Annotated in this window: 14 protein-coding genes and 1 pseudogene; 5 read left to right on the forward strand and 10 right to left on the reverse strand. The window is 60.8% G+C overall.

The window, feature by feature from the left end; genetic code table 11:
* Positions 1-28: 28 nt before the first annotated feature.
* Positions 29-493, forward strand: coding sequence for a TIGR02444 family protein (locus tag F6S08_RS31050; RefSeq protein WP_065926671.1), 465 nt, complete (start codon positions 29-31; stop codon positions 491-493).
* Here F6S08_RS31050 and F6S08_RS31055 read toward each other — a convergent pair.
* Entirely contained in the window at positions 490-1,647 is a 1,158-nt protein-coding gene (locus tag F6S08_RS31055; protein ID WP_315872743.1) for an AlgP family protein, read from the reverse strand. The genes F6S08_RS31050 and F6S08_RS31055 overlap by 4 nt on opposite strands.
* 192 nt (positions 1,648-1,839) lie before the next feature.
* Here F6S08_RS31055 and F6S08_RS31060 point away from each other — a divergent pair, with 192 nt between their 5' ends.
* Complete coding sequence (locus F6S08_RS31060; protein WP_315872744.1) at positions 1,840-2,517, forward strand: FKBP-type peptidyl-prolyl cis-trans isomerase; 678 nt, start codon at positions 1,840-1,842, stop codon at positions 2,515-2,517.
* A gap of 52 nt (positions 2,518-2,569) precedes the next feature.
* On the opposite strand, the gene F6S08_RS31065 is transcribed toward F6S08_RS31060, so the two are convergent.
* The 8 genes and pseudogenes from F6S08_RS31065 to F6S08_RS31650 all read right to left on the reverse strand — a co-directional run.
* Entirely contained in the window at positions 2,570-3,028 is a 459-nt protein-coding gene (locus F6S08_RS31065; protein ID WP_027608335.1) for an Rsd/AlgQ family anti-sigma factor, read from the reverse strand.
* A 209-nt stretch (positions 3,029-3,237) separates the two neighbouring features.
* Entirely contained in the window at positions 3,238-3,759 is a 522-nt protein-coding gene (locus F6S08_RS31070; protein ID WP_065926673.1) for a disulfide bond formation protein B, read from the reverse strand.
* 236 nt (positions 3,760-3,995) lie between these two features.
* Entirely contained in the window at positions 3,996-5,237 is a 1,242-nt protein-coding gene (locus F6S08_RS31075; protein ID WP_065926674.1) for a heme biosynthesis protein HemY, read from the reverse strand.
* 5 nt (positions 5,238-5,242) lie between these two features.
* Positions 5,243-6,367: a uroporphyrinogen-III C-methyltransferase gene (locus F6S08_RS31080; protein WP_065926675.1), complete on the reverse strand. Its 1,125-nt coding sequence runs from the start codon at positions 6,365-6,367 to the stop codon at positions 5,243-5,245.
* Between the two features lie 18 nt (positions 6,368-6,385).
* Positions 6,386-7,144, reverse strand: a complete 759-nt coding sequence (locus tag F6S08_RS31085; protein WP_065926676.1) for a uroporphyrinogen-III synthase — start codon at positions 7,142-7,144, stop codon at positions 6,386-6,388.
* Positions 7,141-8,082 (reverse strand): hydroxymethylbilane synthase, encoded by a 942-nt coding sequence (gene hemC / locus F6S08_RS31090; protein WP_065926677.1) that lies wholly within the window; start codon positions 8,080-8,082, stop codon positions 7,141-7,143. Before hemC ends, F6S08_RS31085 begins: the two co-directional genes overlap by 4 nt.
* A gap of 137 nt (positions 8,083-8,219) precedes the next feature.
* Positions 8,220-8,966, reverse strand: coding sequence for a LytR/AlgR family response regulator transcription factor (locus F6S08_RS31095; protein ID WP_065926678.1), 747 nt, complete (start codon positions 8,964-8,966; stop codon positions 8,220-8,222).
* Positions 8,963-9,079, reverse strand: a pseudogene (locus tag F6S08_RS31650) (sensor histidine kinase); the annotation flags it as partial. The pseudogene F6S08_RS31650 and the gene F6S08_RS31095, both read right to left, overlap by 4 nt.
* A gap of 389 nt (positions 9,080-9,468) precedes the next feature.
* Here F6S08_RS31650 and argH point away from each other — a divergent pair.
* On the forward strand, positions 9,469-10,863 hold the full coding sequence (gene argH / locus F6S08_RS31100; RefSeq protein ID WP_065926679.1) for an argininosuccinate lyase: 1,395 nt from the start codon (positions 9,469-9,471) through the stop codon (positions 10,861-10,863).
* Positions 10,864-10,900: 37 nt separating this feature from the next.
* On the opposite strand, the gene F6S08_RS31105 is transcribed toward argH, so the two are convergent.
* Positions 10,901-11,560 (reverse strand): glutathione S-transferase, encoded by a 660-nt coding sequence (locus tag F6S08_RS31105; protein WP_315872745.1) that lies wholly within the window; start codon positions 11,558-11,560, stop codon positions 10,901-10,903.
* Between the two features lie 125 nt (positions 11,561-11,685).
* Between F6S08_RS31105 and F6S08_RS31110 the strand changes: the two genes are divergently transcribed.
* Together F6S08_RS31110 and F6S08_RS31115 are read left to right on the forward strand one after the other, a co-directional pair.
* Positions 11,686-11,970 carry a hypothetical protein gene (locus F6S08_RS31110; protein ID WP_065926681.1) on the forward strand — a complete coding sequence of 95 codons (285 nt, stop codon included), beginning with the start codon at positions 11,686-11,688 and terminating at the stop codon, positions 11,968-11,970.
* Positions 11,971-12,065: 95 nt separating this feature from the next.
* The gene (locus F6S08_RS31115) at positions 12,066-12,320 is read left to right on the forward strand and encodes a TIGR02647 family protein (RefSeq protein ID WP_027608325.1); all 255 of its coding nucleotides are present in this window, start codon (positions 12,066-12,068) and stop codon (positions 12,318-12,320) included.

The raw sequence follows: 12,320 nt of genomic DNA on the forward strand, positions 1-12,320 counted from the left end.
TTCGTTGGCCGCTGGCTTGGGTGTGAATATGAACGCTGACCTGTGGAGCTTTGCTCTCTCGACTTACGCCCGCCCGGGCGTCGAAGCCGCCTGCCTGCGCTTGCAGGAGCAAGGGGCGGACGTGTGCCTGTTGCTCTGCGGCGCGTGGCTGGAACAGCGGGGCGTGGCACTTGAGCCGGAGCGTATGCGCACCCTGCAACAGCTGGCCCGGCCGTGGCAGGCGCAGGTGATCGAACCCTTGCGGCAGTTGCGTGTGCAATGGCGTGCCAAGGTGCAGCAGGATGAGCAACTGGCGGCGCTGCGCGAGCGGGTCAAAGCCCTGGAACTGGATGCCGAACGGCAATTGCTGACGCGCCTGGAAGCGTTGACGCAGGCATGGCCGAAAGGGGAGATGACTCAACCGCGGTGGTTGGAAGGACTGGCGGCTGAGGATGCCGCCAACCTTGACCATGACGCGCTGCAGCAGCTGCGCGTCATGATCACCGGCACTTAGGAAGCGCTGGTTGGGGTGGTGCTTGGCGCTACCGGTGCAGGGGTGCTGCTGGTCGATGCGGTTGGAGCGGTGGTCGCTGCCGGGGTAGCAGCAGGTGCTGCTGGCTTGGCCGGTGCTGGTTTCGCAGCAGCAGGCTTTGCAACTGGCTTGGCGGCTGGCTTTGCAGCAGCAGGCTTTGCAGTTGGCTTGGCGGCTGGCTTTGCAGCCGGTTTTGCAGCAGTAGGTTTGGCGGCTGGTTTGGCGGCAGTGGTTTTAGCAACTGGCTTCGCGGCCGGCTTTGCAGCAGCGGTTTTAGCAACTGGCTTCGCGGCTGGTTTCGCAGTAGCGGTTTTAGCCGCTGGCTTCGCGGCTGGTTTCGCAGCAGCGGTTTTAGCAACTGGCTTCGCGGCTGGTTTCGCAGCAGCGGTTTTAGCCGCTGGCTTCGCGGCTGGTTTCGCAGCAGCGGTTTTAGCAACTGGCTTCGCGGCTGGTTTCGCAGCAGCGGTTTTAGCAACTGGCTTCGCGGCTGGTTTCGCAGCAGCGGTTTTAGCAACTGGCTTCGCGGCTGGCTTTGCAGCAGCAGTTTTGGTCGCTGGCTTCGCGGCTGGTTTCGCAGCAGCGGTTTTAGCAACTGGCTTCGCGGCTGGCTTTGCAGCAGCAGTTTTGGTCGCTGGCTTCACGGCTGGCTTTGCAGCAGCAGTTTTGGTCGCTGGCTTCACGGCTGGTTTTGCAACAGCGGTTTTAGCCGCTGGCTTGGCTGGCGCTTTAGCCGGAGCACGGGCACCCAGCACTTTAGCTACGGCTTCCTTCACACGACCAACGCCCTGGGCCAGTTTCAGGCTTTCTTGAGCATCTTTTTTGAGTTGGGAAATGTAGGTGCGGGTTTCAGCTTGACGATCCTTGAGAGCATCCAGCAGGTCTTCGAGTTCTTTTACCGCGTCTTTGGCTTTGGCTTGTGCCTTGGCCTTGCCGGCAGTGGCGGCGTCTTGCAGTTTGGTGCGGGATTTGTGCAGCTTTTCTTGCGCTTTACCGCGTTGTTTTTCCAGCTTGGCGAGCAGTTTTTCTGCATCGGCCAACGCTTGGGAACATGCGCTTTCCAGATGTTCGAGCAAGCTGCCCGACAATTGTTGGAGTAAATGCAACGGGGTATTTACAGGCTTCTGTTTGGCCGACATGGTTTACCTCCTGGCTGACGTGGGTGCGGCTCATACTAGCCCTCTGCTCTTACCGCCGCTAGGGCATGTTGACAGTATCGTTTGCGTTGCGTTGCAACGTGCGAAAATTCTTATCGATATAACGAAAACACGCGGCACTTTTTACGCACTCGCACTGGCATAATCCGTCGCACTTTCGGCAGGAGAATGCCCATGTCGCGTTACCTTTTCCTTGTGCTGGGCCTGGCGATTTCCACGGCCAATGCGAGCGAGCAATCACCGTCAAAAACCACGCCCCAAGACCAGCACGACCTCGCCTACAGCCTGGGCGCCAGCCTCGGTGAGCGCCTGCGCCAGGAAGTCCCGGACCTGCAGATCCAGGTCTTGATCGACGGCCTCAAGCAAGCCTATCAAGGCAAGCCGCTGGCGTTGGATAACACGCGCATCGAACAGATTCTTGCCGAGCACGAAGCGCAGGCCGAAGCCGACGCCCAAGCGCCTAAAAGCGAAAAGGCGCTCGCCGCCGAGCAGCAGTTTTTAACCAGGGAAAAAGCCGTGAAAGGGGTGCGCGAGTTGGCCGATGGCATCCTGCTCACGGAACTGACACCCGGCACTGGTAACAAGCCTGGCGCGAATGATCAGGTCCAGGTGAACTACGTTGGACGATTGCCCGATGGCACGGTCTTCGATCAGAGCACACAACCCCAGTGGTTTCGCCTGGACAGTGTGATCAGCGGCTGGAGCAGCGCGTTGCAGCAGATGCCGGTCGGGGCCAAATGGCGCCTCGTGATCCCATCGGCCCAAGCCTATGGAGGCGACGGTGCCGGCGAGCTGATCCCGCCGTATACGCCACTGGTATTCGAGATCGAATTACTCGGCACCCGTCATTGAGCCAATAAAAAACGGTGCGCCATGCGCACCGTTCTTATCTCGCCCGCAAAGGTCAGGCCTGGGGGACAGCTTCTTCCTTATGGGCGTTGTGGAGCACTTCGATCAGGCAATCTTCCAGTTCGAAACGCTCATGGAGCAGGCCACCCAACTCCTTGAATTTCTCAGCAACGCACTGGCCGGCATCACACAGGTCGGTGAACGCCAGCAGTTTCTCAGTGATGACATCGATACGCGGGTAAAGGGTCTCGGCCAGTTCCAGACCACGCTTATCATCGAAGGCTTCCGCCTCTTTGGTCAACTGCTCGTAGACACCGAAATGGCCAGCAGACACATAGTCCACCAACACTTCACAGAACTCCTGCAACGGCTTGCGATTCTCAGCCAGGGCCTCGGGCTTGGCGCCAAGAGCATCAAAGGCCCGAACCAGTTCGTGACGTGCCTTCAACCAGCTGTCGATCAGCTTGTGCACCCCACCCCAGCGTTCCTGAGCATTCTGACAACTTTCCAGCATGATGATCTCTCTTCCCTATAGGGGCGCTGCCGCCTGATGCCCGCGCAACACTTCAAGGATAAAACAGCAGCGGGACAAGGCCGCGTCTGACAAACGGTTTCAATAACGCGTGCGGGCCAGATTATGCCCCCATGACTATGGCTTCAAGGTACGCAGGAGAGAAAGTTCATACAAGTGTTTAATCCCGTCCTACAAACTGCGGCCTCCGATCAGTGGCCCGCTGAGCGCAACGGACGGCTCAAGAACAGTCGGGAAAATTGCATGACACCGAGGATCAACATGCCCAGGAAGAACAACAGGCTCCACTCGGGAAGGCTCAGGTCAAATAGCGTCCAGCTTATTTCCATACAATCGACCGTGCCTTCGACCGTCAATTGCAACGCCTGCCACAGCGACAGGTTCTCGAGCATGTGACTGAGACTGGGCCAGCAATCGGCGGCCTGATCCGCTGCGGCATTTTGCAGCAGCACCTGGCGTACGGCGGTGATGGCACCCAGCAACGCACAGACCATGCTCGTAAACCCGTACAAGTAAAAAGTGGAACGCCTGGGGTTGTGGATAGCGGCGACCAGATTGATCAGCGTGAAGGCAGCCAGAAAGGCCCGTTGCATCTGGCACAGGAAACAAGGGCGTAACGAGGCACCGAACTCAAGATAGAAGGACGCACCCAACGTCAGCGCACCCGCCATGAACGCAAGGAAAAACAAGGAGCGTGAAGGGGCCAAAGACATGCTTTATCCGCATCGCGAGAGATAGGTCGTTACGTTAGAGGAAAGGCCTGACCCCTTTCAATACGCGCCAGAGCAGACGATTCCGTGAGAACGTAGGGACATCCCGTCAGAGAATGGAAGACTTGAAGCGCATGAACGTAGGAGTTTGCTTCAAAGCCCCTCAGGGCCGGCATATGCGCAGCATTGAAGGGCTGGTCATCAGAAATATCTGAGCCAACCCTAGACTTCTTCCTGCATCAAACTCGGGCAGGAACTGGCAGCGGAGACGCCAGCAAGCGGTTATCCAATAAGCCCAGGCCTTCCTGGAACAACTGGTTGCTGCGCTCGGTGTCGCCCAACTGCGCCAACAGCCGCGCCAGTTCGGCACAGGCCTCGGGATTACGTTGCACCTGCAGGCTGCTTTCCAGGTAATCACGCGCCTTGCCCCACAGGCTGTTTTGCAGGCACAGACGACCCAATGTCAACAACAGGCTGGCATCGCCCGGGTGGTCCTTTAGCCAGCCCTCGGCAAACTTCAATTGCCGGGCAGGATCACTGCCGCGCAGCAGGCCGTAGAGACGAATCAGGTGGCTGTCGTAGCCGCGCTTGATGGCACCGCGCAACGCCTCCTCCGCCTTGGCATCGGCGCCCAATTGACGCAGTTGCTCGGCATAGGCCAGGACCAGTTGCGGCTCCTGGCGCTGGGCGGAAGTGAGCTGTTGCCAGGCCCGCTCAAGAGACTGCAGGCCGGCTTCGCCCTGCTCTTCGCGCTGGGCCGCCAGGCTCAGGTTCTCCCCCCAGGCACGCCGCTCCAATTCGGCCAATTCGCCGGCGGGCAGTACCTTATCCTTGCGCAGCTCCGGCAACAGGCGGATTACCGACGACCAGTCGCCACGCTGCTGGTGCAGACGCTGCAATTGGCGCAGCACTTGGCCGTTGTGGGGATGACGCTCGTGCATGGCCTGCAAGGTGGTGAGCGCGCCGTCAGTATCGCCACGGTCCAATTGCAACTGCGCATGGCTCAAGGCAACCGCCAGCTCGGCCTGGGGCTGACGCTCCAGGGCGCGCTCGAGCAAACCGTCCGACTCTTCATAACGGCCCTGCTCATTCGCCGCCCGGGCCGCGCCCAGGTAGTACAGCAATGGCTGGCGCTCGGCTTCGGCGGCACGGTGCAGGTGACGTTCGGCACTGGCCCAACGGCCTTCGGCGAGGTCCATCTGGCCCTGTTCAATGGCGATCTGCACGCGGCGACTGCGGTTACGTCGTGACCACGGGTTGACCACGCCACCCGAGGTGGTGACCAGGCTCAGCAATACGCGGATCAAGTAGATAGCCAGGGCGAAGACAAACACCGCCACCACGGTAGCCCATAGGCTCGACTCGTAGTGCAGCACATGAGGATAGGTAATCAGCACGTAGCCGGTGTGTTTCGAAATGCCCACGGCCAGTGCCAGGGCGATTGCAATCGCCAGCACCAGGATCACATAGAAACGCTTCATCGGCTCTACTCCTGCTTCGCCGACGTGGCCGCCGGCGTGGATGCCGCCTTGGCTTCGTCAGCAGACAGATGACGACGTTCGAGGTACGCCTGCACCGCAGCCAGGCTCGCCGCCAGGTCCGGGGTCACCACCGAGACAGCCTTGGGCTCAAGCTCGGCGATACGCGCCAGCATCGCCTTGCTCTGCGGGTTGTCCTGGTTGAAGTTGTCCTGCAACACGCTGCGAGCCTCACCCAGGGAGCGGCTGTACACCGCCGATTCACCATTGAGCGCCGCCCATTGTGCTTGCTCCAGGGCCAGGCTGAGGGCCAGGCGTACCTGGTTCAGGCCTTGACCGGCGAGCAGTGGACGAATGTTGTCGTCGGGGTTGAAGTCGATGCGGAAGTAACGGGAAATCTGCTCCCACCACTGGCTCCAACGGCTGTCCGTATCGGTGCTCGGACGCCCCTGGGATGCGGGCTCGGTCAGTTGATACTCAGGGGCAATGGCCGCCAGTTGCACGACCTGATCACGCAAGGCCGCCAATTGCAGATACAGCCCGGTGCGATCCGGCTGCTCAGTACTGCGCAACGCGGCAAGGCTCTTGGCCAGCTGCTCGCGGGCAGCGTAGGAGCCCGGATCGCTTTGCTCGCGAAGAATCTCGTCGGCGCCCTGGACGAGGGCCTGGGCGCTGTTGATGTCTTGCAAGGCAGACAAGCGCAAACTCGCCAGGCGAATCAGGTGCTCGGCCTCAGCCAGGCGCCAATCCTTGCGGCTGGCACCCAGCACGGTTTCCAGGCGCTGGCTCAAGCGCTGCTGGTCACCCTGCAACTGGGCCACCAGCCGACGGCGCTCCTCAAGCTCATCCGCACCCGGCAGTTGCGCCAGGCGTGCAGCCAGTTGTTGCTGGCTTTGCTTGAGGGCCTGGGATTGGTCATCCAGGGTCTGCACTTGACCCAGTTGGTGCTGGCTGCTGGCTTGCAGGGCACGAACCTGCCAGAGACCCCAACCGCCGGCGGCAACACCCGCAGCGCCAAGCAGCAGGGCGACAACTGCCAGGCCATTGCCGCGGCGCGGCGCGGTGACCGGTGACTCAACCGACGCATCAAGTGCGGGTTGGGTTTCATCTTTAGGCAAGGCTGTTTCGCTCACGTATCCGTCCTTTGCGTATCAGAGAGTGGGAACGGCATGACTCCGTAACGCCACTAACAAAGCCGCGGCACTCGCGCCGCGACAATCCACAACTTTTTCTGCGCCAGCGGCCCGCGCCATCTCGGCGACTCGCGGGCTGGGCACGAACAACGGCAGCTGCGCCACCTGTGGCCAATCGGATCCGGCCAGGGCCTGCAGGTGCAAAAAACCCTGCCCACTGCTGACCACCAGGCCGTTCAAGCGTTCCAACTGGATGTGCCGGGTCAGTACACCGGTGTCGTAGGCCGGAAGGAAACGACGATACAACTCCAAGTAGTCGACACTAGCACCTTGCTCGCGCAAACGCTCAGCCAGCAGCTCCCGCCCCCCCTCGCCGCGCAGGATCAACACCCGCGCACCGGGCCGTGCGATAGCCTCGCGCAACGCAGGCAATTGAAGCAAGGCCTCGCTGTCGTCGCCGGTTTGGGGATAGTGAACGGGAAGGCCGTGATCAGCCAGGACCTGCGCGGTGGCCGCACCGACGCTGAACCACGGCAGTTGCGGCCAGGCTTGATCCAACTGCTGCACGGCAAGCCGCGCGGCCGGTTTGCTCACCACGATCACTGCACAGTAGCGGCCAAGATCACCGAAGACGGCCTGTTGTTCGGGGGTAACGGGTAACGGTTCGATGTCCAGCAAAGGCAAGCTGCTGCTGAAGATACCGGCTTCGGACAACGCCGCCGCCAGGGCCGCCGACTCCTCGGCAGGCCGTGTCAGCAGCACGCGCCAACCGGTCACTGCGGGCCGGCCTCGCCGTAGACTTTTTGCAGAATGGCGCCAGCGCCCTTGTCCAGCAGCTCTTCAGCCACCTGGACACCCAGGGCGATGGCGTCACGCTGCGGACCACGGATTTCAGCAGTCAGCAGAGTGCCCCCATCCGGATCCCCAACCAGGCCACGCAGCCACAGGTTTTCACCTTCGAGCACGGCGTAGCAGGCGATCGGCACCTGGCAGCCACCGTTGAGGTGCTTGTTCAGGGCGCGTTCGGCCGTGACACGCACTTCGGTCTCGTAGTGATCCAGGGGGTTGAGCAACGCGTGGATTTCACGGTCGGCAGTGCGGCATTCGATGCCCACGGCGCCTTGCCCGCCAGCAGGCAGGCTGTCTTCGACGCTGATGGCCGAGGTGATGCGGTCTTCGAAGCCCAAACGGATCAGGCCGGCGGCGGCGAGGATGATCGCGTCATACTCACCGGCATCGAGCTTGGCCAGGCGGGTGTTGACGTTGCCGCGCAGGAAGCGAATCTGCAGGTCCGGACGACGGGTCAACAGCTGTGCCTGGCGACGCAGGCTGGAGGTACCGACAATGCTGCCCAGGGGCAGGTCATCCAAAGACGCAAAGGTATTGGAAACGAAGGCGTCACGCGGGTCTTCACGCTCGCAGATGCAAAACAGGCCCAGGCCTTCGGGGAAGTCCATGGGCACGTCTTTCATTGAGTGCACAGCGATGTCGGCTTCGTTTTCCAGCAGCGCGGTTTCCAGTTCCTTGACGAACAGGCCCTTGCCGCCGATCTTCGACAGCGGCGAGTCGAGCAGCTTGTCGCCGCGACTGACCATGGGCACCAGGGTCACCTTGAGGCCGGGATGGGCCTGCTCAAGGCGTGCTTTGACGTATTCGGCCTGCCACAAGGCCAGGGCGCTTTTACGGGTGGCGATGCGGATTTCGCGAGAGGACATGGATCAATCCGTACTGAATAGATACGGCAGATAATAACAGCTCAGGCAAATACGCTTTGATTTGAATCAGCAAGTGCGGGGCCTCCCTGGCCACGTCGCACCGGGATAATGAATGCAGGCTTGCCAAAACCCTCGGGCTAAAGCTGCTGCATCATCTTGCGCACGCCGGCGACATGGCGCCGGCTGACGATCAACGCATCCCCGTTAAGCCCTTTGAGGAATAACTGAAAGTGCCCGAGGGGCGTGCGCTGCAGGCGCTCGATTCGCTCACGGGCCACCAGCGCGTTCCGGTGGATTCGCACGAAGCGGTCACCGAACTCATCCTCAAGGGCCTTGAGCGGCTCATCGAGCAACACTTCGCCAGCCTCATGCCGCAGGGTCACGTACTTGTGATCGGCAATGAAGTAGACCACCTGGTCCAAGGGGATCAACTCGATGCCTTTGCGTGTGCGGGCGCTGATATGGCTGCGCGGCCCGTTGCCGCTTTGGGCGGCTGGCTGGGTCAGGGCAGCGAGTTGGGCGCGATTGGGACGTTCGGCTTTCTTCAGGGCCCTGAGCAAGGCCTCGGCAGTCACTGGCTTGACTACGAAGCTGACACCACTGGCTTCCAGTGTCTGCGCGGCAAACTCTTCTTGCGCGGCACACAACACCACGGCAGGTGGCGATTCGCGCTCACTCAGGCGGGCAGCAACTTGCAGGCCATCGAGGCCCGGCATGCGGATATCGAGCAACACCACGTCCGGCTTGAGGCTGTCGATCAACGTCAACGCCTCCTCGCCGCTGGTGGCACTCGGTTCAAGGACTGTATAACCCTCGAGTTCACTGACCAAACGGCTCAGTCGCTCGCGGGCTTGGGGTTCGTCATCAACGATCAGGACATTCATATAGCGCTGGATTCCTGCGTGAGTCTCGCACAAGGATAGCGTAGACAGGTGCGGTGACTTGCGTCACAGCGATCCACGCTAAGACTAGCGCGAGCGGCAAAAAGTGCCCTGACAGCGGCACCCATATTTACCCGGACCTGTTCAATAGCGCCCAAGACCTGCTGCCTTCGGGCATCGTCGTAGGGTTTGCTGATACACAATCCGAATACCCCCCTTTTAAATGGATAGTCAGGCTCTGACCGCATTACCCGACTTTGGTGCATTCACACACTATCAGTCCAACTGTAGACGCTCGCCGAGACGATATTGCTCAATCGTCAAATATCGTATCAATAAGCACCTGTCTCCAGTCTCGTCCCGGACGCGGTCGGCGGCAAGGCACTTAGCCATCCTTTGCACAAATAAAAATGCCGACGACCCGCGGCACCGCCTCCAAGGGCAACCCTGTTATTATCGCCGGCACACTTTCATGCCTCTTAATAAGCAGACCACGAGCGAACCCATGAGCACCGACAAGACCAACCAGTCCTGGGGCGGCCGCTTCAGTGAACCCGTCGACGCCTTCGTCGCCCGCTTCACCGCCTCCGTCACCTTTGACCAGCGCCTGTACCGCCACGACATCATGGGCTCCATAGCCCACGCGACAATGCTGGCCAAGGTCGGCGTGCTGACCGACGCCGAGCGCGACAGCATCATCGATGGCCTGACCACCATCCGTGGTGAGATCGAAGCCGGTACGTTCGACTGGCGTGTCGACCTGGAAGACGTGCACATGAACATCGAGGCCCGTCTCACCGACCGTATCGGTGTGACCGGCAAGAAACTGCACACCGGTCGTAGCCGTAACGACCAGGTGGCCACCGACATCCGCCTGTGGCTGCGCGATGAAATCGACCTGATCCTGGCCGAAATCACCCGCTTGCAGAAAGGCTTGCTGGAGCAGGCCGAGCGTGAGGCGGACACCATCATGCCTGGCTTCACCCACCTGCAAACCGCACAACCCGTGACCTTCGGCCACCACCTGCTGGCCTGGTTCGAGATGCTCAGCCGCGACTACGAGCGCCTGGTGGATTGCCGCAAGCGCGCCAACCGCATGCCGCTCGGCAGCGCAGCCCTGGCCGGCACCACCTACCCGATCGACCGTGAGTACACCGCACAACTGCTGGGTTTCGACGCCGTCGGCGGCAATTCCCTGGACGGCGTGTCCGACCGCGACTTCGCCATCGAATTCTGCGCCGCCGCCAGCATCGCGATGATGCACCTGTCGCGTTTCTCCGAAGAGCTGGTGCTGTGGACCAGTGCGCAATTCCAGTTCATCGACCTGCCGGATCGCTTCTGCACCGGCAGCTCGATCATGCCGCAAAAGAAAAACCCCGACGTGCCCGAACTGGTGCGTGGCAAGAGCGGCCGTGTATTCGGCGCACTGATGGGCCTGCTGACCCTGATGAAAGGCCAGCCTTTGGCCTACAACAAGGACAACCAGGAAGACAAGGAACCGCTGTTCGATGCCGCCGACACCCTGCGCGACTCGCTTCGCGCGTTTGCCGACATGATCCCGGCGATCAAGCCCAAGCACGCGATCATGCGTGAAGCGGCCCTGCGCGGTTTCTCCACGGCGACTGACCTGGCGGACTACCTGGTACGCCGTGGCCTGCCGTTCCGCGACTGTCACGAGATCGTTGGCCATGCGGTGAAATACGGCGTCGACACCGGCAAGGACCTGGCGGAAATGAGCCTGGAAGAGCTGCGCCAGTTCAGTGACCAGATCGAACAGGACGTGTTTGCCGTGTTGACCCTGGAAGGCTCGGTGAATGCCCGTAACCACGTGGGCGGTACCGCGCCGGCACAGGTGAAGGCTGCGGTCGCTCGCGGCCAGGCCCTGCTCGCCAGCCGCTGAAAAAGGTGGGAGGGGGGCAACCCTCTCCCACATTTGATCATTTTTTGGCCGCAACCATCGCCATGAACGCCGGCATCGCGGCCTCCCTGTCCGCCGCCACCTTCTGCGCATTAGGCATGGCATGCAGTCGCTCCAGCAACGCTCTGGCCGCCGGCAATTCAGCCAACAGGTCCAGGCCAAACAGCTTCTCGCCCACCACACAGGCGAGGTTCACGCTGTACATGAAATACAGATCCGCAATCGTAAAGCCCTCCCCCGCCACATAAGGCGCGAACTTGCCGTGACGGCCTAAAGAGCCGATCCCCAGCAGCAACTCAGCCCTGGATTTCGCCTTGATCGCCTCCGGCACCGGCATACCGAAAAACGCCTCGGCAAAACACGCGCGGGCGGGCAATTCGATGTACAGCTCGATTTCCCTGCACAACGCCAGCACTTGGGCACGCTGGAACGGGTCGGCCGGCAACAGCGACGGGCCTTCCTGGGAGTGCTCGATGTATTCGAGGATCACACTGGTTTCGTTGATAAACCCCTGCTTCACGCCCAGCACCGGCACCTTGCCACGCGGGCTGACCGCCAGGGCTTCAGGGGTTTGCCCGGCATAAAAGGGCACCTCCTCAAAAGCCAGGCCTTTCTCCAGCAGTGCCAGTTTCACCATGTTGTAGTAGTTGCTGACCGAGAATCCGTAAAGCTTGAGCATCGCAAAGCCTCCAGGCCGTGTGCGGGGTTGGCTGCAGGAGTTATAGATCCCAGGGCCGGTCCTGACCAGCAGCATCACCTGCCTGAATGGGGGTAGACTGGCGCCCTTTCCTTGAGGAGCCTGCCATGAGCGAGCCGACCGATATCGACAGCGACGAAGAAGAGTTCACCGAAAACACCTTGATCGAAGCGATCGAAAACCAGATCGAAAGCGACAATCCGCCCGCTGCCAAGGCCACTTTCAATAAACTGACCCTGGTGGGCTATGAACGTGAAGAGATCCTGAATCTCATGGCCCATGTGCTGGCTTTCGAGATCGACGCGATGCTGGATGATGACCGCGCATTCAATACCGAATGGTATGAAACAGCGCTGCGGGCACTGCCTGAGCTGCCGCCCGAAAAGGAATAATCCCGGCACACCGCAACACGCTGGACAGTTCGGCAAAGTGCGTTCACCTTATGGCCTGCTAGCCTCTAATAAATTTTAGAAAGTCTGGAGTCCTTATGTCGTATACCCCTGAGTTGGTTGCCGAACTGGAAATCCTTGTACTCTTCCCCTTGGACAGCACCAAGGAAGGTCTGAAAGTCCATCAGACCGCCGCTCCCTCTGCCATCGCCGCTGCCAAGCGCCTCCATGCGAAAGGACTTATCGATCAACCGGACGGAGGCTACCTGACCAGCCTTGGCCGGGACGCTGCAGAGCAGGCCCAAACCCTGCTGACCATCCTGAGCACCGCCAACACCAAAGAAGCCGCCTGA

The sequence above is a fragment of the Pseudomonas sp. JV449 genome (genome assembly GCF_032424295.1).
In the GTDB taxonomy this organism is placed as follows: domain Bacteria; phylum Pseudomonadota; class Gammaproteobacteria; order Pseudomonadales; family Pseudomonadaceae; genus Aquipseudomonas; species Aquipseudomonas marginalis.

Bases quoted from the DNA above. Each gene is read 5' to 3' on its own strand.
- F6S08_RS31050 (WP_065926671.1), top strand. From the start codon at position 29: ATGAACGCTGACCTGTGGAGCTTTGCTCTCTCGACTTACGCCCGCCCG.
- F6S08_RS31055 (WP_315872743.1), bottom strand. From the start codon at position 1,647: ATGTCGGCCAAACAGAAGCCTGTAAATACCCCGTTGCATTTACTCCAA.
- F6S08_RS31060 (WP_315872744.1), top strand. From the start codon at position 1,840: ATGTCGCGTTACCTTTTCCTTGTGCTGGGCCTGGCGATTTCCACGGCC.
- F6S08_RS31065 (WP_027608335.1), bottom strand. From the start codon at position 3,028: ATGCTGGAAAGTTGTCAGAATGCTCAGGAACGCTGGGGTGGGGTGCAC.
- F6S08_RS31070 (WP_065926673.1), bottom strand. From the start codon at position 3,759: ATGTCTTTGGCCCCTTCACGCTCCTTGTTTTTCCTTGCGTTCATGGCG.
- F6S08_RS31075 (WP_065926674.1), bottom strand. From the start codon at position 5,237: ATGAAGCGTTTCTATGTGATCCTGGTGCTGGCGATTGCAATCGCCCTG.
- hemC (WP_065926677.1), bottom strand. From the start codon at position 8,082: ATGTCCTCTCGCGAAATCCGCATCGCCACCCGTAAAAGCGCCCTGGCC.
- F6S08_RS31095 (WP_065926678.1), bottom strand. From the start codon at position 8,966: ATGAATGTCCTGATCGTTGATGACGAACCCCAAGCCCGCGAGCGACTG.
- argH (WP_065926679.1), top strand. From the start codon at position 9,469: ATGAGCACCGACAAGACCAACCAGTCCTGGGGCGGCCGCTTCAGTGAA.
- F6S08_RS31105 (WP_315872745.1), bottom strand. From the start codon at position 11,560: ATGCTCAAGCTTTACGGATTCTCGGTCAGCAACTACTACAACATGGTG.
- F6S08_RS31110 (WP_065926681.1), top strand. From the start codon at position 11,686: ATGAGCGAGCCGACCGATATCGACAGCGACGAAGAAGAGTTCACCGAA.
- F6S08_RS31115 (WP_027608325.1), top strand. From the start codon at position 12,066: ATGTCGTATACCCCTGAGTTGGTTGCCGAACTGGAAATCCTTGTACTC.